This is a genomic window from Bradyrhizobium guangzhouense (genome assembly GCF_004114955.1).
GTDB lineage: Bacteria > Pseudomonadota > Alphaproteobacteria > Rhizobiales > Xanthobacteraceae > Bradyrhizobium > Bradyrhizobium guangzhouense.
Map to the genome: position 1 here is coordinate 7,113,005 of NZ_CP030053.1, position 23,660 is coordinate 7,136,664.

Sequence of the window (23,660 nt, forward strand, 5' to 3'; positions counted from 1 at the left end):
ACTTGTAACTCGTTGGAATCGTGGGCCAGCGTGTTTGTGATCGGACACGCGCACCGCTAGATTGGCCAGATATGACCGAGACCGCCGCTTCCGACTTCCGCCCGTCGCAACGACACATCCGCCTGGACACCATCCTGCGGCTGCGCTGGCTCGCGGTGCTGGGCCAGCTCGCCGCGATCTTCATCGTGGCGCAAGGGCTCGAGTTCGACGTTGCCATCATCCCCTGCGTCAGCATCATCGGCCTGTCGGCCATGCTCAATCTGGCGCTCCAGACCGCCGTCAATCCGATGCGGCGGCTGGAGCCGATCCATGCCGCCGCGCTGCTGGCGCTCAATATCGTGGAACTGGCCGGGCTGTTGTTCTTCACCGGCGGATTGCAGAACCCGTTCTCGTTCCTGTTTCTCGCACCGGTCTTGATTTCGGCGACCGCGTTGCCGGCGCGGCTGACCTTCGGCCTCGGCATCCTCGCCGTCGCCTGCGCGTCGATCCTGTTCTTCGTTCATTTCCCGCTGCCATGGGACTCGGAAGACCCGGTGGTGCTGCCGCCGATCTATCTCGTCGGCGTCTGGCTTTCGATCGTGCTCGCGATCGGCGTCACCAGCCTCTACTCCTTTCAGGTCACCGAGGAGGCGCGCAAGCTGGCCGACGCGCTCGCCGCGACCGAGCTGGTGCTGACGCGCGAGCAGCATCTGACCCAGCTCGACGGCCTCGCTGCGGCCGCCGCGCACGAGCTCGGCACGCCGCTCGCGACCATCTTCCTGATCTCGCGCGAGCTGGAGAAGACGGTGAAGGACCCGGTGTTCGCCGCCGACCTGAAAACCCTGCGCGAGCAGACGCAGCGTTGCCGCGACATCCTTGGCAAGATCACCCAGCTTTCCTCCACCGGCGCGCCATTCGACCGCATGAAACTGTCCGAGCTGATCGAGGAAGTGGTGGCGCCGCATCGCGATTTCGGTGTCGACATCAAGGTGCGGATCGCAGTGACCGCAACGGCCGAGCCGGTCGGATCACGCAATCCGGCGGTGCTCTATGGTGTCGGCAACATCATCGAGAACGCGGTCGATTTCGCCCACTCCACGGTGGAAGTGAACGCGTGGTGGAACAGTGATACGATCGAGATCGTGATCTCCGACGACGGACCGGGCATTCCGCCGGACATCATGAACCGGATCGGCGAACCCTATCTGTCGCGGCGGCGCGCCCAGGATTCCGGCGGCGGCCTCGGGCTTGGCGTGTTCATCGCCCGCACCCTGCTCGAGCGCACCGGCGCCAAGGTCTCGTTTACCAACAGGCCCTTCCCGGAACACGGTGCGGTGGTGCAGATTGCGTGGCCGCGCGAGCGTTTTGAGGCTATCGAGAGCCTCGAGGAAACAATAGGATAGGCCGCGACCTTGCGTCGCAGATGAGGCCCGATCGACCATTGGCGGCCTTGGCACCGCCTGATTGCGACGCCATATGTAGATGTGCAGGAGAGAGGACAAAACCTTGAACGCCATCACTGAGCTGAACGAACAGGCCGACCGCTCGCTTCTCATCGTGGAGGACGACAAGCCGTTCCTGGAGCGCCTGTCGCGCGCCATGGAGACACGCGGCTTTGCGGTGACGTCATGTGACACGGTCTCGGATGGTCTTGCGCAAATCGGCAAGTCCGCCCCGGCTTTCGCTGTGGTCGATCTCAGGCTCGGCGACGGCAACGGTCTCGACGTCGTCTCCGCGCTGAAGAAGAAGCGCCCCGAAGCGCGCGCCATCGTGCTGACCGGCTATGGCAACATCGCCACCGCCGTCACCGCGGTGAAGATGGGCGCGATCGATTATCTCTCGAAGCCCGCGGATGCCGACGACGTCGTCGCCGCGCTGCTCTCGACCAGCGCCGAGAAATCCGAGCTGCCGGCGAACCCGATGTCGGCCGATCGCGTGCGCTGGGAGCACATCCAGCGCATCTACGAGATGTGCAACCGCAATGTCTCGGAAACGGCGCGCCGCCTCAACATGCACCGGCGTACGTTGCAGCGGATCCTGGCCAAGCGCGCGCCGAGGTAATGGGTGCGGTAGGGTGGATTAGCCGAAGGCGTAATCCACCGCTTCTTTTTCATAGTGGACTTAAAGAGGTGGGTTACGCCTACGGCCAACCCACCCTGCGCATTCATTCCCAAAAATCCACATGCCCTTGCGGATCGACCAGGCGGTTGATGCGCAGCGCCGCTGCCATGCCGAACCGCACCGTCATCTGCTTGCGCGTCGCTGCCGCCATCCTGTGCTCGGGCGCTTCGCAATGCATGTGCGCGCCATAGGCATCGGCGATGATCAGGCCGGTGTCTTGCGGAAAGATCTCGCAGGGCAGATCCTGCGTGAAGGCGAAGAACAGCCGGTCGCAATGGGTGCGGTATTCATGCCATTTCTGGTGGGCGCGCAGATCCTCGACCGACGATTTGATCTCGACGATCCAGATCTCGCCGCGCTCGTTCAACGCCACCAGATCGGCGCGCCGGCCCGACGGCAGCGGCATCTCGCTGATGCAGGAAAAGCCGAGCGAGCGTAACAGCCGCGCCGTGCCGCGCGCGATCGCGAGCGCCGTTTCCGACTGACGGCGGTCAGGCGGCGGAACAAGGGCGATGTTGCGGGCGGGGCTGTCCATGGCGGGAGAGTAGCCGATTCCGTCTCCTCCGTCATTCCGGGGCGCGCCCCGGGACGACGGTGAGGCGGAACCTCCCCTTCCCCACACACTTATCACGCAGCCGCCGCACCCCTCGGCGGGAGCATCGAGGCTGCGCGCATGATCGACGATCTCTGGTACAAGAACGCCATCATCTATTGCCTCTCGGTCGGCACCTACATGGACGCCGATGGCGACGGCATCGGCGATTTCAAGGGGCTGCTGCGCCGGCTCGATTACCTGCACGGGCTCGGCATCACCACGATCTGGCTGATGCCGTTCCAGACCTCACCGGGCCGCGACGACGGCTACGACATCGCCGATTATTACAGCGTCGATTCCCGTTACGGCACGCTCGGCGATTTCGTCGAGTTCGCCCATGGCTGCAAGCAGCGGGGCATCCGCATCATCATCGACCTCGTCGTCAACCACACCTCGGACCAGCATCACTGGTTCAAGCAGGCGCGGCGCGACAAGACCTCGCCTTATCGCGACTGGTACGTCTGGTCGGACAGGAAGCCGGCCAACGCCAACAAGGGCATGGTGTTTCCCGGCGTGCAGAAATCGACCTGGACGCGCGACAAGGAAGCCGGCGCGTACTATTTTCATCGCTTCTACGATTTCCAGCCCGACCTCAACACGTCGAATCCGCATGTGCAGGCGGAGATCCTCAAGATCATGGGGTTCTGGATCCAGCTCGGCGTCTCCGGCTTCCGCATGGACGCCGTGCCCTTCGTCATCGCGACCAAGGGCGCGAAAGTGAACAAGCCGGTCGAGCAATACGACATGCTGCGCACGTTCCGCGAATTCCTGCAATGGCGCGAAGGCGACGCCATCATCCTGGCCGAGGCCAATGTGCTGCCGGATACCGACATGGATTATTTCGGCCGCGACGCCGACCGCATGCACATGATGTTCAACTTTCATGTCAACCAGCATCTGTTCTATGCGCTGGCGGCCAGCGACACGCGCCCGCTGGCGAAGGCGTTGAAAGCCACAAAGCCGCGGCCGGCCTCGGCGCAATGGGGCCTGTTCCTGCGCAATCACGACGAGCTGGACCTCGGACGGCTGACCAAGGCGCAGCGCGACACCGTGTTCAAGGCCTTCGGACCCGACAAGAACATGCAGCTCTACGACCGCGGGATCAGACGCCGGCTTGCGCCGATGCTGGGCGGCGACCGCAGGCGGCTCGAGCTCGCCTACAGCCTGATGTGCACGCTGCCGGGAACGCCCGTGATCCGCTACGGCGACGAGATCGCGATGGGCGATGATCTCGCGCTGCCCGAACGCCAATGCGCGCGCACGCCGATGCAATGGTCGACCGAGCCGCACGGCGGCTTCACCAAGAGCGACAGGCCGGCGAGCCCCGTGATCGACAAGGGACCCTACGGCTTCGAGCACGTCAACGTTGCCAAGCAGCGGCGCGATCCGAATTCGATGCTGAACTGGACCGAGCGCATCATCCGCATGCGCAAGGAAGTGCCCGAGATCGGCTGGGGCGACTTCGTGATCATCCCGACACGCGATCCCGCCGTGCTCATCATCCGCTACGACTGGCGCAACAATTCCGTTCTGTTCGTGCACAATCTCGACGAGAAGCCGCGCGAGATCGCGTTCTCGGTCGGGCTGCCCGATGATGCCGGCGCGCATTTGATCAACCTTCTCGCGGAAGACCACAGCCACGCCGACAAACGCGGCCAGCACCGCATCGTGCTGGAGCCCTATGGCTATCGCTGGTACCGGGTCGGCGGGCTGGACTATCTGCTGAAGCGGAGCGAGGTGGATGAGAAGATGGGGCGGAAGGGGACGAAGCATCCGACGTAATGCCGCGAGTTCGGCGTTTCGTCGTTTACGCCGCCGTCTCAACGATCGTCATTGCGAGCGCAGCGAAGCAATCCAGACCGCCGCCGCGGAGAGTTTCTGGATTGCTTCGTCGCAAGGGCTCCTCGCAATGACGGGGAGAGAGCAACGACCATCGCCGCCGTCGATGTCCTGGCAAGAGCTACGACGGCGGCACCACCACGACACCCTCATTCCCGCGCAAATCCAGCACGCCTTCGAGCCTCTCCCCTTCACGATCCAGCAACGTCGACAGCAGAATCTCGCTGCCGAACTTGAGCGCACTCGTCGTCACTGCGATCGGCTCGGGGCCGAGATTGAGCACGATGATGACAGCCCTGCCCTGGGCGTCGCGGCGATAGATCAGGAGATCGCCTTGCGCGGCGATCGGATGGTAGTCGCCGCTCACGAGGGCCGGCGAACTCTTGCGCAACGCGATCAGACGCTTGTACAGGCTCAGGATCGAACGCGAATCCGCATCGAGATTGACGACGTTCTCGCGCACATGATCCTCCGGCAAAGGCAGCCACGGCTTCCCTGCCGAGAAGCCGGAGAAGTCGGACGAATCCCACTGCATCGGCGTGCGGCAGCCGTCGCGCCCGACGCCGATGCCCGGCACGTTCTTCTCGAAGGGATCGCGCACATCCTCCGGCGCGATCGCGAGCTGGTGCATGCCGATCTCGTCGCCGTAATAGAGCGTCGGCGTGCCGCGCAGGGTCAAGAGCAGCATGGCGGCTACTCGGGCCTGCTCCGGTCCGACGCGGCTGGCGACGCGCGGGCGATCGTGATTGCCGAGCACCCAGTTCGGCCAGGCGCCTGTGGGCAGCGCCTTCTCGTAGTCCTCGATGATCTTTTCGATCGAGCGCGCGCTCCAGAAGGTCGAGAGCAGCGCGAAATTGAACGGCATCTGCGCGCCGGTGAGATCGTTGCCGTAATAGGCCATCAGACGATGCAGCGGCAGATAGACCTCGCCGATCAGGACGCGCGCGGAATAGGCATCGGTGACGCGCCGCATCTCGGCGATGACGTCGAACACCTCCGGCTGGTCGGTGGAGTATTGCGTCAGGATCTTCTCGTTCGGCGGCCGGCCCTCGACATAGCGCGGGTTCGGCGGATTGTCGCGAAACGCGGCATCCTTGATCAGGTGCCAGATCACGTCGACGCGAAAGCCGTCGACGCCTTTCTCGAGCCAGAACCGCATCACGTCGTACATCGCCGTGCGGACGTCAGGGTTGCGCCAGTTGAGGTCCGGCTGCTGGGCGAGAAAGGCGTGGTAGTAATACTGGCCCGTGGTCTCGTCGAAGGCCCAGGCGCTGCCGCCGAATTCGGACAGCCAGTTGTTCGGGACACCGCCGTCGGGCGCCGGGTCGCGCCAGATGTACCAGTCGCGCTTGGGATTGTCGCGCGAGGCGCTGCTCTCGATGAACCAGGGATGCTGGTCGGAGGTGTGGTTCGGCACGAGATCGAGGATCAGCTTCAAGCCGGCCTCGTGCGCGGCGGCGAGCAGCGCATCGAAATCCGCCATGGTGCCGAACAAGGGATCGATGCCGGTATAATCGGAGATGTCGTAGCCGAAATCAGCCATCGGCGAGGGGAAGATCGGGGACAGCCAGATCGCGTCGACGCCGAGCGATTTCACATAAGGCAGCCGCCGCAAAATGCCGACGAGATCGCCGACGCCGTCACCATCCGAGTCCTGAAAGGAGCGCGGATAGATCTGATAGAAGATGCCGTCGCGCCACCAAAACTCGCCGCCCTGTGCCATGTCGAAAATCCCGGCCGGAAATCTGTGCTTCGCGCGAGTGAACGCGGAAGCGACGCTCCCGGTTCAAACAGCCACGCGAATTGGGACGACCGTGTGACATCGGGTTGTTCCGCGCGCCGACCGCGACTATTTTGCTTGGCGGCGCAGCAAAAATCGGCATTGTGATGATATGACCGAGCAAAACGAGACCAAAGCCAGATCTGAAGCGCCGAAGGCTGGCGCGATCATCGTTCCCGTGACGCTGTTCGAGCAGAACTGCACCATCATCTGGGACGAGCCTTCCAAGAGGGCCGTGGTGATCGATCCCGGCGGCGACGTGCCGAAGATCCTGGACGCGATCAAGCAGACCGGCGTCACCGTGGAGAAGATCTGGCTGACCCACGGCCATATCGACCATGTCGGCGGCGCGGCCGATCTGCGCGATGCGCTGAAGGTGCCGATCGAGGGCCCGCATGTCGCGGACAAATATCTGCTCGACAATGTGGTCGAGAGCGGCGCCCGGTTCGGCATGACGGGCGTGCGCAATTTCGCGCCGGATCGCTGGCTCGACGAAGGCGACAGCGTGTCGATCGGCGACTTGACCTTCGACATCCTGCACTGCCCCGGCCATTCGCCCGGGAGCGTGGTGTTCTTCAACGGGGATTTGCGCTTTGCCCATGTCGGCGACGTGCTGTTCGCGGGCTCGGTCGGGCGCACGGACCTTCCCGGCGGCAGTCACGCCACGCTGATCAACTCGATCATGACGAAACTGCTGCCGCTCGGCGACGATGTCGGCTTCATCTGCGGCCACGGCGCCGGCTCGAGCATCGGCCAGGAGCGGATGACCAATCCGTTCATCACCGGCGAGATGTGAGGGCGCTTCGCGCTACTTCATCAATCCCGCGGCCGTCAGCGCCCGGGTGATGATCTGGCCGAGATCGAAGCCGCGTCCCTGCTCGCGCTTCGGCTCGGCGTTCTCCTCGGCGACCTTCACGCGGATGGTGCGGGCAAGATGCGGCGCCGGCGGGCGCACGGGGGCCGGCTTGGCCGGAGCGGCGGGCTTTGCTTCAGCCTTCTTCGCACCCTGAATCCAGCCGGTGAGGCCGAAGAACTTTGCGATGTGATAGGACGAGGAAATGCCGGCCTCGATCAGGAACGCACCTTCGACGCCGTAGCGCTGGTCGTTGTCGGCTGGGCCGAGCGGCGTGCCGTGGGCCATGCCCGTGATGGCGTAGGACTCGACCAGCGTCTCGCCGTCCTTGTTCCACCAGGCCTGGCGCGGATAGCCGTCGACGACGGTCTCGGCCATCGGCGTCATCGGCAAATCGTGCAGATCGAGCCACTGCTTGACGATCTCGTTGGCATTGCCGGGATTGACGGTGCGGTCGGCGCTGCCGTGCCACACCGAAATTTTCGGCCAGGGACCGCGATGGTCGGAAGCCCGCCGCACGAAATCGCCGAGCTCGCGCTCGGGCCGTGCGGGTGAATGAAACATGCCGTCGAGCGCTTCGCGCAGGTTGGACGCGATGCCGTAGGGCAGCCCTGCGATCACGGCGCCGGCCGCGAACACTTCGGGATAGGTCGCAAGCATCACCGAGGTCATGCCGCCGCCGGCGGAAAGACCGGTGATGTAGATACGCCTGGAATCGATGCGATGGGCCTGCACCATATGCGCGATCATCTCGCGGATCGAACGCGCCTCGCCGGAGTCGCGCGCGGTGTCTTCGGGGTTGAACCAGTTGAAGCAGGTGTTGCCGTTGTTGATGCGCTGCTGCTCGGGCATCACGAGCGCAAAGCCGTAGTGGCGCGCGAGCGTCGACCAGCCCGCGCCGAGGTCGTAGCTCGCGGCGGTCTGGCCGCAGCCATGCAGCACGACGACGAGCGCGCGCGGCTTCTGCACTTGCGCCGGCACGAAGGCGAACATGCGCAAGGCGCCGGGATTGTCGCCGAAGCCGGTGACCTCCTGCAGCGGACTGGACGAGTCGGCGCTTGCGCCGAAGTCGGGCAGACGCAGACCGTCCATCTTTGGCAGACGTCTCAACAGATCGACATTTCGGGCAAGCGACACGGCAAATTCCTGGTGGGCGGCTTTCAACGTTTACCCGACCAGATAGTTGCTGCAGTGCAAAATGAAAAGGCCGTGTGCTGCCGATCCCTCCGGAATCACGCAGAATCCTGCGGGAATCCGCACGTATTAACCGCAATGCCTCAACTTCGTGCAGATGCGCGGCACATCGATGACAGGAATGCGGCCGATATCAAGATTAACGCCGCAAACAGCGCGAGCGGGACGAGAAATCCTGCGCGCACCGATTGCAACGATTCGATTGCGAAGAGCACGCGAGCGCGGCGAGGCCCGCTGCATTCCGCTGCGCGGGACATCGCGCGATTGCGTTCGTGGCGTCGGACACGTAGCCTGACACAACCAATAAACAAAAAACTCAGCCGGAGAGAACGCCATGGCGCGCCTGAAGTTTGGGGCTTTCCTTGCCCCGCATCACCCGATCGGGGAGCATCCGATGCTCCAGTTCCGGCGCGATCTCGACCTGGTCGAACAGCTCGACGCGCTCGGCTATGACGAGTTCTGGTGCGGCGAGCACCATTCCTCGGGTTGGGAGATGATCGCCTCGCCCGAGATGTTCCTGGCCGCGGCCGGCGAGCGCACCAAGCGGATCAAGCTCGGCACCGGCGTGATCTCGCTGCCCTATCACCACCCATTCAACGTCGCCCAGCGCATGGTGCAGCTCGACCACATGACCGGCGGCCGCGCCATCTTCGGCTCCGGCCCCGGCGCGCTGGCCTCGGACGCACATACGCTCGGCATCGATCCGATGACGCAGCGCGATCGCCAGGACGAGGCGATCGAGGTGATCCGCCGCCTCTTCAACGGCGAGCGTGTCACTGCGAAGAGCGACTGGTTCACCATGAACGACGCGGCGCTGCAGCTCCTGCCGTTGCAGGAGGAGATGCCGTTCGTGGTGGCTTCGCAGATCTCGCCGTCGGGGATGACGCTCGCCGGCAAATACGGCATCGGCATCATCTCGCTGGGCTCGATGACGACACAGGGGCTGATGTCGCTGCAACAGCAATGGCAATTCGCCGAGGATGCCGCCAGCAAGCACGGCACCAAGGTCGACCGCGCCGACTGGCGCGTGCTGCTGACCTTCCACATCGCCGAAAGCCGCGAGCAGGCACGCAAGGAGGCCGGCGCCGGTCTGATGCGCTGGCACAACGAATATAATGTCGGCACGCTGCAACGGCCGGGCCTGGAGGCGTTCTCCTCCCCCGACGAGGCCGTGGACAAGACCGCCTTCGTCGAGGGCGCGGCCTCGACCATCGGCACGCCCGACGATCTCGTCAAAACCATCAAGAACGTGATGGAGGTGTCCGGCGGCGTCGGCGCCATCATCGGCTTCGTGCACGACTGGGCCAATCCGGAAGCCACGCGCCGCAGCTGGGACATGGTGGCGCGCTATGTCGTGCCTGAAATCAACGGCTACATCGATGGCCTGCGCAGGTCGCAAAAGTTCGTGATCGAGAACCGCGCGATCTTCGAGCGTGCCGGCCAGGCCGTGATGGCCAAGATCATGCAGAACGAGAAGGCCGCCGAGGCCTTGAAGGTGACCGGCCCCGGCCGCGTCGCCATTCCCGCCGTCAACGCGCCGGATTTGCAGAAGGAAGCGGCGAAGCGGTAGGCGACATGCCTCGTCCCGGCGATGGTGTGTGTTGATTTGCGCGCCAAACAACCCTCGCGTCATCGTGCCAGTTTTGTGCTATGTCGTCGGCGTCAGCCATCGGGAGCGATCGTCATGTCGATGCAGAATGTGGCCCCATCAGCGCTTCAGTACACCGCGCCGAAACGCAACGCGCTGACGCACATCCCCGGCGACGAAGGCTGGCCGATCATCGGCAAGACGTTTCAGGTGCTGGCCGATCCCAAGGGGCATATCGAGCGAAACGGCGCCAAATACGGTCCGGTCTACCGCACCCATATTTTCGGCGAGACCAACATCGTGCTGCTCGGCCCGGAGGCCAACGAGCTCGTGCTGTTCGACCAGCAAAAGCTGTTCTCGTCGACCCATGGCTGGAACAACGTTCTCGGGCTGCTGTTTCCGCGCGGCCTGATGCTGCTCGACTTCGACGAGCACAGGCTGCATCGCAAGGCGCTGTCGGTCGCGTTCAAGTCCGGGCCGATGAAATCCTATCTCAGCGATCTCGACCGCGGCATCTCCGCGCGCGTCGCGCAATGGAAGGCCAAGCCGGGCGAGATGCAGCTTTATCCGGCGATGAAGCAGCTCACGCTCGATCTCGCCGCGACGTCCTTTCTCGGCGCCGACATCGGGCCCGAGGTCGACGAGATCAACCGCGCCTTCGTCGACATGGTGGCGGCTGCGGTCGCCCCGATCCGCCGCCCCCTGCCCGGCACGCAGATGGCGGCAGGCGTGAGGGGTCGCAAACGCATCATCGCCTATTTCCGCGAGCAGATTCCTCTGCGCCGCGGCAATCACGGAGGCGATGATTTGTTCTCGCATCTCTGCCGTGCCACCCATGAGGACGGCGCGCTGTTGTCCGACCAGGACATCATCGACCATATGAGCTTCCTGATGATGGCCGCGCACGACACGCTGACCTCGTCGCTGACGTCCTTCATCGGCGAGCTCGCCGCCAATCCCGACTGGCAGAGCAAGCTGCGCAGCGAAGTTCTTGCGCTCGGGCTCGCGCCGGGTGCGCCCAGCAGCTTCGACGACCTCGAAAAGATGCCGCTGTCGGAAATGGCCTTCAAGGAAGCGCTGCGGATCAAGCCGCCGGTGCCCTCGATGCCGCGGCGCGCGATGCGCGATTTCACCTTCAAGGGCTATGCGATTCCCGCCGGCACTGCCGTCGGCGTCAATCCGCTCTACACGCACCACATGACGGATATCTGGCCGGAGCCTGATCGCTTCGATCCCTTGCGCTTCACCGAGGAAGCCCAGCGCAATCGCCATCGCTTCGCCTGGATTCCGTTCGGCGGCGGCGCCCATATGTGCCTCGGCCTGCACTTCGCCTACATGCAGGCGAAATGCTTTGCACGGCACTTCCTGCAGAACATCGAGGTGTCTCTCGAGCCCGGCTACAAGCCGGCCTGGCAGATGTGGCCGATCCCGAAGCCGCGGGATGGGTTGAGGGTGCGGGTGAAGGCGGTTTAGTACCACTCTCGTGGCTTCGTAGGGTGGGTTAGCCTTGCGGCTGCGCGAAGCGCAGTCCGCACGGCGTAACCCACCTCTTTAGTCTCGGCGATGACAGAAATGGTGGGTTACGCCAGCGCCCGCGCTTCGCGCAGCCGCTGTCTAACCCACCCTACGGCATCTCTGCTCGCCTTCCGGTATGTGCCGGCCAGCGATCACAATTTTGGCACCTTCGCCAAAGAAGACTTCCGCATGGGGAAGCTGATCGACGAATTCCGCAAGGGCTGGCAGGGCGTGGCGACGCCATCGCTCGGCCTGAGCCTTGTGTTTGCGCTGGCCTGCCTGCTGCTTTCGACCCTGGCGCGCTGGGGGCTCGCGCAGGTGCGCCCCGACGTCTACTTCACGCCTTACTTCCCCGCCGTGTTCTTTGCAGCCGCGTTCGGAGGATTTCGGGTCGGCATCGTGACCGCGCTGGTCGGCGGCGTGCTCGGCGTCGTCCTGAATTTCGGCGATGCGTTTGCCGATCGTGCGCGCTTCGCGCTGCTGACGCTCTATTGGGGCGTCTGCGCGCTAACCATTTGGGGCGTCGAGCATTATCGGACGATGCTTGCGGAGCAGCGCCGCATCTCCCGGCGACTGATCGAAGAGGAAGAGTATCGCAAGCTCTTGGTCGACGAACTGCAGCACCGGCTGAAGAACAAGCTGTCGACAGTGCACGCCGTGCTGCACCAGGTGCTGCACGACCAGCCGCAGGTCTGGGCCCGGATCGATCCGCGCCTGCGCTCGCTGGCCGCGACCGACGATCTGATCTCGCGGATCGACAAGGGCGGTTGCGATATCCGTGATCTCCTGATCTCCGAGCTCGGCCCCTACGGCCATGTCCGCTTCAGCCTCAACGGCGACCGGCTGTTCCTGCCACCGAAGCTCGCGGTCACACTGTCATTGATGTTTCACGAGCTCGCCACCAACGCCGGCAAATACGGTGCGTTCTCGTCACCGCGCGGGTTGCTGCAGGTGTCATGGACCGTCAATGACGATCGTCTGACCATCACCTGGGACGAAACAGAGGGGCCAACCGTTGGCGAAATCTCCACGCCCGGCTTCGGTACCAAGCTCTTGAAGTCGGCGCTGTCAGCCTTCGACGGCAAGAGCGAGATCTCGTATTTGAAGACCGGGCTGCATTGCATCATGCAGTGTCGCATTCCCAAGAGCGAATGACGGTGCACCTCTCCCCGACGGGGAGAGCTGAAGCGGGTCCCGGAGCTGACATCGATTTAATCAATACTCTTAATGCGACGGGCCAAACGGCAATCGAAAGCGGACCGCGCGGTTCGCCCGCGCTTTCGCAGGTGCCGTTGACCTTCTGTTAATGACGATCGACGGCGCGCCGGGTAACGCCACAAGTTTCTCCCAAAACACCCCCGTATTTGTGCGGACCCCTTAACCAAACCTAAGAGGGAACCGCGCATGATCGCGCCCATTGCAAAGGCGCGCTGAAGCAACAAGATTCATGAATTCTATGAACGACAACGCATATAACGGCGCGAGCGAAGCCGAGCTCGGATTTCTCAAGGAAATCGTTAGAATGCTGCCTGCCGGCCTGACCGTGCAGGACGCGCAAGGCAAGCTTCTCCTGGTTAACGATTTCGCCGCCGCCCAGCTCGGCATGGACGGCAGCCGTCCGTCGCCGGATCTCGCGCAGCGGCGCGAGGCTTGCGAGCGTGCGCTCCGGGCCGGGCAGCCCGTTGTCTCCGAAGAAGCGCTTCAGGACGGTCCCGCACGTCAGGTGTTGCTGACCACCCATCGACCGGTGAGCTTCGCCGGCCGCGAGTTCTTGATCTCGGCGTCCGCCGACATCACCGAACAGAAGGATTTCGAGGACCAGCTGTTTCGCTCGGCCTATTTCGACGAGCTGACCGGCCTGCCCTCGCGGCGCGTGATCGAGCATCGCGCCAACAGCCTGCTCGCCCGCGATCGCAGCGGCGAGCGCTTCGCGCTGGCCTTTCTCGACGTCGACAATTTCAAGCACATCAACGACTATTACGGCCACGCCGTCGGCGATGCGCTGCTGGTCGAGCTTTCGAAACGGCTCGGGCGGGACTTGCGCGGGTCCGACATGCTGTCGCGGATCTCCGGCGACGAATTCCTGCTGCTGCTCTCCCCGATCCGGAGCCAGGAGGAAGTCGCCGAATTCATGGCATCGACATTGGAGCGACTGACGGCGCCCTTCTTCATCGACAATTCGGAAGTGTTCGTCTCAACCTCGGTCGGTGTCAGCCTGTATCCCGACCATGGAAGCAGCTTCGAGACGTTGCGCCAGAACGCCGACATCGCGATGTACCGCATCAAGAACAACGGCAAGGGATCCGCCGCTTTCTTCGATGCCGGCATGGAGCGCGAGGCGCTGGCGCGGATGAAGATCGAGCAATCGCTGCGGATGGCCATCCTCGAAAAGCGCTTCTGCTGCGCCTTCCAGTCCAAGGTCGACATCCGCACGCAAGCCGTGAAGGGCATCGAAGCCCTGGTGCGCCTGCGCGACGACGAGGGCGTCATCCAGGCACCGGGCTCCTTCATCAATCTGGCGGGCGAGCTCGGGCTGATCGACGAGCTCACGCATCTCGTGCTCGCCGAGATCGTCAAGTCGATCGACCTGATCAACGAGACCTTTGGCGCCGAAGCGACCATCAGCATCAATGTCGCCGCCAAGCAGGCCGGCAACCCCGAATTCATGCGCAATTTCGCCCAGGCGCTCGATGATACCGGCTTTCCCCGGCGCTTCATGATCGAGGTGACGGAAGATGCTTTCGTCGCCAAGAACCACTTCCAGGCCGAGATCCTGCCGATCTTCCGCAAGCTCGGCGTCGGCATCTCCATCGACGATTTCGGCACCGGTTATTCGTCGCTGTCGGCGCTCGCCGACATCACCGCCGACGAGATCAAGATCGACCGCTCCTTCATCACCGACATCCATAAGCGGCCGCGCAGCCAGGGCATCTTGCGCGCGATCGAGTCCTTGAGCGAAGCGCTCGGCATGACGGTCATCGCCGAAGGCATCGAATCCTATGAGGAGCTCGCCTATCTCCAGGCCGCGACCAAGATCCGCTATGCGCAAGGCTATTATTTCGCGCGGCCCATCTTCCTGGAGGAGCTGAAGCTCGCCAGCCCCGCGTCCAGCGAATCCCGCGCCAGCGTGTCAGCCCGCCCGACGCAACAGAACCGCCAGGGCTATTCGCGGGCGAGCGGGTATCGGCGCTAAGGCCCGGTCACGCATTGAGCTTCGATTAACGATGCAGGGCAGCATCCCTCGCAGGCGATTCGCAACCGCGACACAACGCCAGGCGGTTCCCGCCTTGCTGGATATCCGTAGAAGTTCGCAACCGGTTTAAGCCATGGGTAACCGGCTTTCCTAAGCATTGCGCCATCTGTCGGTGGTATTTCTGGTCCTTCAGGGGAGTGGGATGCGCCAGTTTTTGTCAGGGATGGCAGCTGCTATGGTCCGGGCCGCAAAAGGCGGCCGGGACGCCGCCATGCGGCGCGGCCCCGTGCTGTGGCTGACCCTCTCGGGCATGTTGCTGGTCGCCGGCATCTTCGGCGTGACCGCGATGGCCGTCGGCGGGTTTCGCGAGCGCACGCTGGCCAACCGCGAACGCGAGCTGGAAAACACCGTGCAGTTGATCGCGCGGCACTTCGATCAGCAGTTCGAAGATTCCGATGTCGTTGCTGCTGAGCTGATCGGACAGATGCACCTGCCCGATATCACCTCGCCCCAGATGTTCCGCGAGCGCATGTCCGGCCCCGAGGCCAATAGAATGCTGCGGAGCAGAATCAGCGCCGTCTCCTATCTCGGCGACGTCGCAATCTACGACGCCGACGGTGAGATCATCTCCTGGTCACGCGCGCAGCCGCTGCCGAAGATCAGCATCTCCTCGCGCGACTACTTCAGGACCTTCAAGACCAATCCGATGTCGGAGCCGGTGCTGCTGGAGTCCGTGCGCAGCTTCCTGATCGGCAAATGGACGACGGTCGTGGCGCGGCGGCTCAGCCTGCCGGACGGCACTTTCGTCGGCGTGCTGGTGAGGCGGATCGATCCCGACAGCTATCAACGCTATTTCGCCTCCGTCGCGCTGGCCGAGGGCGCCGCCATCTCGTTGTTCGACCGCGAAGGCGTGATGCTGGCGCGCTACCCCAACGTCGAATCGATGATCGGCAGGAGCTACAAGAGTGCACCGCTGATGCAGAAGGTCCTGACCTTCGGCGGCCAGCACACACTTCGGATCAAGAGCCCGATCGACGGCACCGAGAAACTCGGCTCGGCGGCATCGTTGACCCATTTTCCGCTGGTTATCGTCGCCACCAACACGATGTCGTCGGCGCTGGCCGACTGGCGGCAGCAGACCGGCTTCATGGTCACCACCGCGACGCTGTCTGCGGCGGGGATCGCGCTGATCCTGTTCCTGATCATCCGCCAGATCATCAAGCAGAACGGCGAGGCCCAGCAACGGCTGGAAGCCGAACGCCTACGGCTCGACACCGCCCTCAACAATATGTCGCAAGGGCTGATCCTGTACGACGCGGACGGCTATATCGTCACCTGCAATCGCCGCTATGCCGACATGTTCGGCCTCTCCCACGACGTCATCAAGCCCGGCTGTCACATCCACGAGGCGATGTACCATCGCAAGGAGCGCGACGCGTTCAGCGGCGATGTCGAGGCGTTTTGTGCAGATGTCATGAGGGGCGTCGCCGAAGGCAAGGTCGCCACGAAAACCCATCAATTGCCCAACGGGCGCGCTTTCCAGGTCATCAACACCCCACTGGCGCAGGGCGGATGGGTCGCCACGATCGAGGAGATCACCGAACGGCGCAATCTGGAGCAGGAGCGCGACCGCAACTACACGTTCCTGCGCGAGATCATCGACCACATCCCCTCTCAGATCACGGTGAAGGACGCCAGAACGCGGCAATATCTGCTGCTCAACGGCGTCGCCGAACAGCTGTTCGGCCACTCCCGGCAGGACATCGTGGGCAAGACCGCGTTCGACATCTTCCCCGAAGCGTCCGCTGCCCGCATAACCGAAGATGACGACAGCGCGCTGAAATCGAGTGACGGCTTGTTCAAGGACGAGCACGCCTGGCCGATGCCGGGTATGGGATTGCGCTACATCACTTCGACCAGGATCGGCATCCGCGACAAGGCCGGCGAGCCGCGCTATCTCGTCCACGTGATCGATGACGTGACCGAGCGGCGTCAGGCTGCCGAGAAGATCGCGCATATGGCGCATTACGATGCGCTGACCGACCTGCCCAACCGCACGCTGTTCCGCGAGCAGATCGAGCGCGAGCTGGAGAAGGTCGCCGGCGGCGCCCAGTTCGCGCTGCTCTATATCGACGTCGACGAATTCAAGGGCATCAACGATTCGCTCGGCCACCATGTCGGCGACGAGCTGCTGATGGCGATCGCGGGCCGCATTCGCGCCTGCCTCAAGCCGGGCGATCTGATCGCGCGGCTTGGCGGCGACGAATTTGCCGTGATCCAGACGGGCATCGAATCGTCCACCGACGTGTTGGCCTTCGTGACGCAGATCCACGAAGCGATCCGCCGTCCGTATCACTGCCTCGGCCACCAGCTTTCCACCGACGCCAGCATCGGCATCGCTCTGGCGCCGCAGGACGGTGCCGACCTCGACCAGCTCATCAAGAATGCCGACCTTGCGATGTACGGCGCCAAGGCGGAAGGGCGGCGCACCTACCGCTTCTTCGTGCCCGAGATGGATGCGAGCGCCAAGGCGCGCCTGTCGCTGGAGCAGGACCTGCGCCAGGCCCTGGTCAATGGCGGCTTCGAGATCCACTACCAGCCGCTGGTCAATCTGCATTCGGGCGTGGTGTCCGGCTGCGAGGCGTTGCTGCGCTGGCGCCATCCCGAACGCGGCATGGTCTCGCCGGCCGAATTCATTCCGATCGCCGAGGATACCGGCCTGATCAACGAGATCGGCGACTGGGTGCTGCGGACGGCCTGCAACGAGGCCGCGACCTGGCCCGCCCATGTCCGTCTCGCCGTCAACGTCTCGCCGGTGCAGCTCAAATGCGACACGCTGGCGTTGCGGATTGCCGGCGCACTTGCCGCCTCCGGGCTGGAGCCGCGCCGGCTGGAGCTCGAGATCACCGAAGCCGTGCTGATCCGCGACGACGAGGCGGCGCTCTCGATCCTGCACCAGCTCCGCTCGATCGGCGTGCGCATCGCGCTCGACGATTTCGGCACGGGCTATTCCTCGCTGAGCTATCTGAAGCGCTTCCCGTTCGACAAGATCAAGATCGACCGCTGCTTCGTCGCCGATATCGCCGACGCCGGCGGCTCGCCTGTCATCGTGCAGGCGGTGGTGAACATCGCCTCCGCCAGCAACATGACCACGGTCGCCGAAGGCGTCGAGACCGAGGCCCAGCGTGAGATGCTGCGCGCGCTCGGCTGCACGGAGATGCAGGGCTATTTGTTCAGCAGGCCGAAGCCGGCGGCCGAGGTCCGTGAGCTGTTCGGCCCCGGCGCTGCCATGCCCGTGGCGGCGGTGGCCTGAGATGGCAAAGCTCCCCAAGACTCCTTCTGAGAAGGCGCGCGCGAAGACCGTCGATGTCGCCGATTCCTACGCGGTGCGGCTGATGCAGCACCTGGTGGTGCCGACCTTCGTGATCGATCCGAAGCGGCGCGTGGTGATCTGGAACAAGGCCTGCGAGCGGCTGACCGGCGTTGCCGCCTCCGAGGTGATCGGTACCAACAAGCATTGGCAGGCCTTCTACGAGACCAGGCGCCCCTGCCTTGCCGACCTGGTCGCGCTCGACCGACCCGAGCAGCTGCCGGAGTTCTATTCGGAGTATGCCGCGCGCGGCCATAACGGACTCGGCTTTTCCGCCGAGAACTGGTGCGTGATGCCAAAGCTCGGCAGCCAGCTCTATCTCGCGATCGACGCCGGCCCGATCCATGACGAGGCCGGCAATCTGATCGCCGTGGTCGAGACGCTGCGCGATCTCACCGACCAGAAGCGGGCGGAGATGGCGTTGAAGGAGCTTGCCACCAAGGACGGGCTGACTGGCCTGTCGAACCGCCGTTCGTTCGACCAGATGCTGATGAGCGAATGGGCCCGCGCGCAGCGGACGCAAAAGCCGCTGGCGCTGTTGTTCGTCGATGTCGATCATTTCAAGCTGTTCAATGACGAGCACGGCCACCAGACCGGCGACGAGTGTCTGCGCGCGGTCGCTGACGTCGTCAGCCGCTACGCGCGCCGTCCGCTCGACCTCGCCAGCCGCTATGGCGGCGAGGAATTTGCGCTGATCCTGCCCGAGATGAGCAGCGACGACGCCTGCGTCATTGCCGAGGAGATCCGCCGCGCCGTGACGGCGTTGCGGATCGCCCATGGCGCCGATGGAGCCGGCGACCACGTCACCCTCAGTGTCGGCGTCGCCAGTCACGTCCCCGGCGAGGCCGATAACGCCCCGAACGGCCTGCTGGGCGCGGCCGACCAGGCGCTCTATGCCGCCAAGCGACTCGGCCGCAACCGTGTGGTCTGCTCGGAACGGGTGCTGGCCGAATTCATGGGTCTCGGCCTCGACACGACGTCAGTTCCTGGCCTCGCCCCGCGCAAATCGGCCTGAAGGTCGATCAGATCGCGTTGTTTCGACACGATCTTTTTGCGGATCAGGCAGGATTGCCGCGGCGAGACCGGTTGCCCGGCCCTCGCCATTAGGCTAAATGAGGCCTCGCTGCACCCGTAGCTCAGCTGGATAGAGCGTTGCCCTCCGAAGGCAAAGGTCACACGTTCGAATCGTGTCGGGTGCGCCAGCTCTCATTGCGATGTGCGCGTGGGCTCGTCCAAGCCGACTTGATCCTGCAGATCGGGCTATCACGATTTCAGGAATCGCATCGGCGACTACCGCTTGTCCTGGTGTCCGATGTAGCGCACGAACTCGACGTGGCCGTAGGGATAGGCCGGCGGATCGGGCGGCGTCAGACGCGTCAGCTTGAAGCGATCGAGTTGCGCAAGGATCTGAAAATGCTCGGCGGCTCTCACGCGCTTGAGATTCTCGACCCTGTAGGCCCCACCCAATTGTAGCGCGGGAAAGAAGCCGTAAACCTCGCCCGGTTCGAGGGCTCCGTACCTGGCGGCGGCAGCGGCAAGGAGCTCGTACTCGTCGCGATCAAACGCCCATTTCCCGGTGCTCGCAAAAGTGGACACGCTGTAGTCCTCGGAGAACGGCTGCCCGGTGCTGCGGTCATGCCACGCGCTCGGCGGCGGATTGAACACCGAGGAGAGCAGAAGCGAAACATTCATCTGGCGCCGATGCCGGTGCCACACCTTCAGATCACCAAATGCCGTATAGGCGACCACCGTCATATCGGACGGGTTGAATTCGTCATCCTGCTTGAAGATGAAGTCGAGCACGGGATCGAACGGCTCGGGATCGCAGAGCCAGTATAGTCCATCGAAATAGGCCCCACGCCCATGCTCGCGCCAGAAGCGGATCAGGGCCTGCGGCACGCGATCCGCATAGCGCGCGGCCTCCTCGGGGCTGATCCTGGTTGCGTGCTGGGGCTCGCCGAGCTTCTGGACCATCGAGGCCAGCAAATCCACCTCGCCCGGAATTTTCGGCGGATCCTGAGCCGACGCCGGCCGCGAGAATGACAGCCAGGCGGCGGATGCCGCCCAGCCGAGAACGGCGCGGCGTGAGGCAAAATGCCCCTTGCCTTCGATGTCGCAGGCTGGGTCGCCGGAAGTCATCGCGTGCCGTCCTGGCTGAAGCCAACGCAGTCAAAACATCGGGGCTGTGGCTTTATTCCGAGAACACCGGGAGCGCGGCCAGATCTCTTCGGCTGGGGTGCGCCAATGGCCGACGGCCGCGGACGTTTCCGTCCGTGTTTTCACCCCGGCAACGGCGGCTTGGATGTCCTCGGAGGGCCGTGGATGCGCGAGATTTGGCCTTCAATACCGCCGTTTTGCGGCAACGTCTTTACGGCCGGTTAATTGCGTCGCTTCAATCCGACATTGGCGACCCCAGGCGCCCGATATTCGCGCGGTGCAAGTAAGTATTACTTAAACAGCCAGCCTTCAAAGTTCCCCGGCCGAGAGACAGGCGGAGGCCTTTCGATCCGACCTCTTCCGGCACCGCAATACCTGAACTGACGGGGAATTGCCTGTGCCGTGGTCAACGGCGATTAGGATGAAGGTCATGCTGCGCGCCTCGCTTTGTCGTTTTGTCAGAGATCGCAAGGCCAACGTTGCCGTCATATTCGCGATCATGCTGTTCCCGACCGTCTATCTGCTGGGCATGACGCTCGACTATACGCAGGCCCAACGCCGGCAATCGCAGCTCGACGCCGCCGCCGATGCCGCCGCGATCGCGGCGGTGACGCCGTCGATGATGGCCCAGAGCACGAGCGTCGCCCAGACGACCGCCACGAACATCTTCAATGCGACGGCAAACGCGATCGCCGGCGGCCTGTCCGGCAGTCCCGCTCTGACCGTCAATGTCGGCAATGTCGGCCTGGTGCGCACCGCGACCGTTTCTTACACGGCAAACTCCAGCAACGCCTTCCCGACCCTGCTCGGCGCCCCCGTGTGGCCGATCAAGGGCGCAGCGACGGCCAGCGCCTCGGGCGCGCCCAATATCAACTTCTACCTGCTGCTGGACGACTCGCCGTCGATGGGTATCGCAGCGACGTCGAACGACATCACCAAGATGACGACCGCGACCGCGAGCCAGCCCTCCGGCTCGAGGAGCTGCGCGTTCGCCTGTCACGAAAAAAATCCTCAGTCGGACTCCGGCGCAAACTCCTCGACCAAGGACAACCTCAGCATCGCGCGCAGCAACAGCGTCACGCTGCGTATCGACCTCGTGGCCCAGGCGACCGCGAGCCTGATGAGCACGGCGCAAACCACGGAAGCGCAGCAGAACAACACCTACAAGGCCGCGATCTACACGTTCGACTACGGCTTCAACACGGTCTATGCCCCGTCGGGGCTTCCATCCTCCGACCTGTCGAGTGCCGCGACCCAGGCCGCCAACAATATTTCGCTTCTCCAGGTCGATCATCAGAACTGCGTGCTCTCGGGCTGCAGCATCAGCACCGACTACGGCACGGACATCGTGAATGGCCTTTCGAGCGTTAATGCGCTCATGCCTCTGCCTGGCGGAGGATCCAACCAGACCGGCGATACGCCCCAGGAAGTCATATTCCTCGTCACTGACGGCGTTGAAGACAAGATGGTGACCCTGAGCTCATCCTGCAGCGGAACGCCGCTTGCGAATGGTTCGAAATATCGCTGCCAGCAGCCCCTCAACACGGCGATCTGCACGACGATCAAGAACCGGGGAATTCGCATCGCGGTTCTCTATACCGAATACCTGCCGATCACGGGCACCAGCGCCGGCTGGTACAACTCCTATATCGCGCCATTCAACAATCCTTCCTCGTCGACCGGTCAGATCGCGCAGAACCTGCAATCCTGCGCATCACCCGGCCTGTTCTACGACGTGCAGTCGGGCGGCGACATTACCGCAGCGCTCAAGCAGCTGTTCCTGAAGGTCGTGGAAACGGCCCCTCACCTGACCAACTGAGCGAGCGTCATGCGCAAGTTGCGAGCGGTATCCAGACAGCGACGCCTTCGCAAGAGGTTCGCAGCCTTTCGCCGCGACGAGAACGGCGCGAACGCCGTCGAATTCGCGCTGGTCGCGCCGATCTTCATCGCGTTGCTGGTCGGAATCATCCAGATCTTCCTGGTTTTCTTCGGCCAGCAATTGCTTCAGCAGGTCGTGCAGCAGTCCGCCCGGCAGGTCATGACCGGCCAGGTCCAAACGGCCGGGATGACGTCGACCCAGTTTTCGACGCTGGTGTGCTCGCAGGTCCGCATCATCTTCGATTGCAGCAAGCTGATGATCAGCCTCCAGTCCGGGAGTAGTTGGTCGGCCATGAGCGCGGCTGCACCGACATTGACGTTCAATGCCGACGGCACCGTCTCCAACAACTGGCCTTTCAGTCCGGGCGGCCCGTCCGACAAGGTCGTGCTGGAGGTGATCTACCAATGGCCGGTCTTCGGGGGGCCGCTTGGCTTTACCCTGTCAAATCTGCCGAACGGCAATCGCCAGATCACGGCGACCGCCGCTTTCCAGAACGAGCCCTATCAATGACCCGCTTGCCCGTGCGCCTCCGGCAATTCCGAGCCAACGAAGATGCCGTGGCGGCCATCGAGTTTGCCATCGTGCTGCCGTTCATGCTGCTGCTGTGCATGGGCGGCGTCGAGCTCGGCAACGCCCTCTCGATCAACGTCAAGGTCACGGCCACGGTGCATACCATCGCCGATATCCTGTCGCAGAATAAGTGCGTGACCACGAGCGACGTCACCGGCATTCTCGGCGCCTCGTCGAAAGTCCTCTCCCCGTACGACATCGCCAACGCCGTCGTCACCGTCTCGGAGGTGCAACCGACGGGCGACAACATCACGGCCAAGGTGATCTGGAGCCAGTCGCTCAACGGCACCGCACGGACTGCCGGCACCACTGTCATCCTGCCGACATCCCTATCGGGAGTGCCGACCACGAGCGGGCTCATTCTCGGTGAGGCAACCTATGCCTACACGCCGAACCTCGGCTACACGATCAGCGGCACCGTCACGCTCCGCGACAGCTACTATCTATACCCGCGCCAGACCAACTTTGTCCCGACCATCACGAGCGGGTCGACGCCGCCGGTCCCGACAACGTCCTGTCCGACGTCGTGATCGACGAACCATAGGCCTGGTCCAACCACCCTTCTCCAACATCCTTCGGCGTCGCGAAGGGTGGCTGGTCGTCCCCGTCAGTGCCTCACATGCTCGAACACGACGATCACGCCGGTCGGCTCGGGCTCGTGCGCCATCAGGCGCGTCAGATCCGCATCGCTCCAGTCGGCGAGGCTGACGACTTCGCCCGTCTGTCGTTCCGCACTGAGCGACGGCGTCGGCTCGAGAACCTTCAAACCCATCTCGTCGACGAAGAAGGTGTGTTCGCCGAACATGCTGTTGAGCTGGGGCATGGCGGGGTGTTCGTCGGGCAGCACCTGAGCGCCGAGCTGGTTGATGGTCTGCTTCACCTGTTCGGATGTGAGCTTCATGAGCTGCTCCGTTCTGTCGTTCGAGTTTCGTGGCTTGAACCGGGTTTTGGCCGGAGCGAGCGTGTTCCCTGCCGCATTGCCTGGCTCAAACTCCCGAACGAGTGCTGCGCACGAATGTTCCTGCGG

18 protein-coding genes and 1 tRNA gene are annotated in these 23,660 nt (G+C 63.7%); 14 read left to right on the top strand and 5 right to left on the bottom strand.

Going from position 1 to position 23,660, the window contains the following annotated elements; all coding sequences use genetic code 11:
• Positions 1-71 precede the first annotated feature (71 nt).
• Both XH91_RS33810 and XH91_RS33815 read left to right on the top strand, forming a co-directional pair.
• Complete coding sequence (locus XH91_RS33810) at positions 72-1,382, top strand: ActS/PrrB/RegB family redox-sensitive histidine kinase (RefSeq protein ID WP_128954627.1); 1,311 nt, start codon at positions 72-74, stop codon at positions 1,380-1,382.
• 103 nt (positions 1,383-1,485) lie between these two features.
• Positions 1,486-2,040 (top strand): ActR/PrrA/RegA family redox response regulator transcription factor, encoded by a 555-nt coding sequence (locus tag XH91_RS33815; RefSeq protein WP_128954628.1) that lies wholly within the window; start codon positions 1,486-1,488, stop codon positions 2,038-2,040.
• Positions 2,041-2,143: 103 nt separating this feature from the next.
• Here XH91_RS33815 and XH91_RS33820 read toward each other — a convergent pair whose 3' ends face one another.
• Positions 2,144-2,635 carry an MmcB family DNA repair protein gene (locus XH91_RS33820; RefSeq protein ID WP_128954629.1) on the bottom strand — a complete coding sequence of 164 codons (492 nt, stop codon included), beginning with the start codon at positions 2,633-2,635 and terminating at the stop codon, positions 2,144-2,146.
• A 138-nt stretch (positions 2,636-2,773) separates the two neighbouring features.
• On the opposite strand from XH91_RS33820, the gene XH91_RS33825 reads away from it, so the two are divergent.
• Positions 2,774-4,477: an alpha-amylase family protein gene (locus XH91_RS33825; protein ID WP_128954630.1), complete on the top strand. Its 1,704-nt coding sequence runs from the start codon at positions 2,774-2,776 to the stop codon at positions 4,475-4,477.
• Between the two features lie 178 nt (positions 4,478-4,655).
• Here the strand turns inward: XH91_RS33825 and XH91_RS33830 are convergent, their stop codons facing one another.
• Entirely contained in the window at positions 4,656-6,257 is a 1,602-nt protein-coding gene (locus XH91_RS33830; protein ID WP_128954631.1) for an alpha-amylase family glycosyl hydrolase, read from the bottom strand.
• A 169-nt stretch (positions 6,258-6,426) separates the two neighbouring features.
• Here XH91_RS33830 and XH91_RS33835 point away from each other — a divergent pair, with 169 nt between their 5' ends.
• Complete coding sequence (locus tag XH91_RS33835; RefSeq protein ID WP_128954632.1) at positions 6,427-7,110, top strand: MBL fold metallo-hydrolase; 684 nt, start codon at positions 6,427-6,429, stop codon at positions 7,108-7,110.
• Between the two features lie 12 nt (positions 7,111-7,122).
• Here the strand turns inward: XH91_RS33835 and XH91_RS33840 are convergent, their stop codons facing one another.
• Entirely contained in the window at positions 7,123-8,304 is a 1,182-nt protein-coding gene (locus XH91_RS33840; protein ID WP_128954633.1) for an extracellular catalytic domain type 1 short-chain-length polyhydroxyalkanoate depolymerase, read from the bottom strand.
• 391 nt (positions 8,305-8,695) lie between these two features.
• Between XH91_RS33840 and XH91_RS33845 the strand changes: the two genes are divergently transcribed.
• The 7 genes from XH91_RS33845 (at position 8,696) to XH91_RS33880 (ending at position 19,229) form a co-directional block, all read left to right on the top strand.
• Positions 8,696-9,931: an LLM class flavin-dependent oxidoreductase gene (locus XH91_RS33845; protein ID WP_128954634.1), complete on the top strand. Its 1,236-nt coding sequence runs from the start codon at positions 8,696-8,698 to the stop codon at positions 9,929-9,931.
• 114 nt (positions 9,932-10,045) lie between these two features.
• Positions 10,046-11,422, top strand: a complete 1,377-nt coding sequence (locus XH91_RS33850; protein ID WP_128954635.1) for a cytochrome P450 — start codon at positions 10,046-10,048, stop codon at positions 11,420-11,422.
• Between the two features lie 231 nt (positions 11,423-11,653).
• Positions 11,654-12,619 carry a sensor histidine kinase gene (locus tag XH91_RS33860; protein WP_128954636.1) on the top strand — a complete coding sequence of 322 codons (966 nt, stop codon included), beginning with the start codon at positions 11,654-11,656 and terminating at the stop codon, positions 12,617-12,619.
• A gap of 301 nt (positions 12,620-12,920) precedes the next feature.
• Entirely contained in the window at positions 12,921-14,657 is a 1,737-nt protein-coding gene (locus XH91_RS33865; RefSeq protein ID WP_164938319.1) for a putative bifunctional diguanylate cyclase/phosphodiesterase, read from the top strand.
• A gap of 235 nt (positions 14,658-14,892) precedes the next feature.
• The gene (locus XH91_RS33870) at positions 14,893-17,970 is read left to right on the top strand and encodes a bifunctional diguanylate cyclase/phosphodiesterase (RefSeq protein ID WP_164933560.1); all 3,078 of its coding nucleotides are present in this window, start codon (positions 14,893-14,895) and stop codon (positions 17,968-17,970) included.
• A 1-nt stretch (position 17,971) separates the two neighbouring features.
• The gene (locus XH91_RS33875) at positions 17,972-19,042 is read left to right on the top strand and encodes a sensor domain-containing diguanylate cyclase (RefSeq protein ID WP_128954638.1); all 1,071 of its coding nucleotides are present in this window, start codon (positions 17,972-17,974) and stop codon (positions 19,040-19,042) included.
• A 110-nt stretch (positions 19,043-19,152) separates the two neighbouring features.
• Positions 19,153-19,229 (top strand) — tRNA-Arg (locus XH91_RS33880).
• A gap of 88 nt (positions 19,230-19,317) precedes the next feature.
• On the opposite strand, the gene XH91_RS33885 is transcribed toward XH91_RS33880, so the two are convergent.
• Entirely contained in the window at positions 19,318-20,166 is an 849-nt protein-coding gene (locus tag XH91_RS33885) for a GAD-like domain-containing protein (protein WP_128954639.1), read from the bottom strand.
• A 448-nt stretch (positions 20,167-20,614) separates the two neighbouring features.
• On the opposite strand from XH91_RS33885, the gene XH91_RS33890 reads away from it, so the two are divergent.
• The 3 genes from XH91_RS33890 to XH91_RS33900 are packed head-to-tail and all read left to right on the top strand — an operon-like array spanning position 20,615 to position 23,163.
• Positions 20,615-22,003, top strand: a complete 1,389-nt coding sequence (locus XH91_RS33890) for a TadE/TadG family type IV pilus assembly protein (protein WP_128955081.1) — start codon at positions 20,615-20,617, stop codon at positions 22,001-22,003.
• A 9-nt stretch (positions 22,004-22,012) separates the two neighbouring features.
• The gene (locus tag XH91_RS33895; protein ID WP_128954640.1) at positions 22,013-22,573 is read left to right on the top strand and encodes a TadE/TadG family type IV pilus assembly protein; all 561 of its coding nucleotides are present in this window, start codon (positions 22,013-22,015) and stop codon (positions 22,571-22,573) included.
• Positions 22,570-23,163: a TadE/TadG family type IV pilus assembly protein gene (locus tag XH91_RS33900; protein WP_128954641.1), complete on the top strand. Its 594-nt coding sequence runs from the start codon at positions 22,570-22,572 to the stop codon at positions 23,161-23,163. Before XH91_RS33895 ends, XH91_RS33900 begins: the two co-directional genes overlap by 4 nt.
• A 77-nt stretch (positions 23,164-23,240) precedes the next feature.
• Here the strand turns inward: XH91_RS33900 and XH91_RS33905 are convergent, their stop codons facing one another.
• Positions 23,241-23,534, bottom strand: coding sequence for a hypothetical protein (locus XH91_RS33905; protein WP_128954642.1), 294 nt, complete (start codon positions 23,532-23,534; stop codon positions 23,241-23,243).
• Between the last annotated feature and the right edge of the window lie 126 nt (positions 23,535-23,660).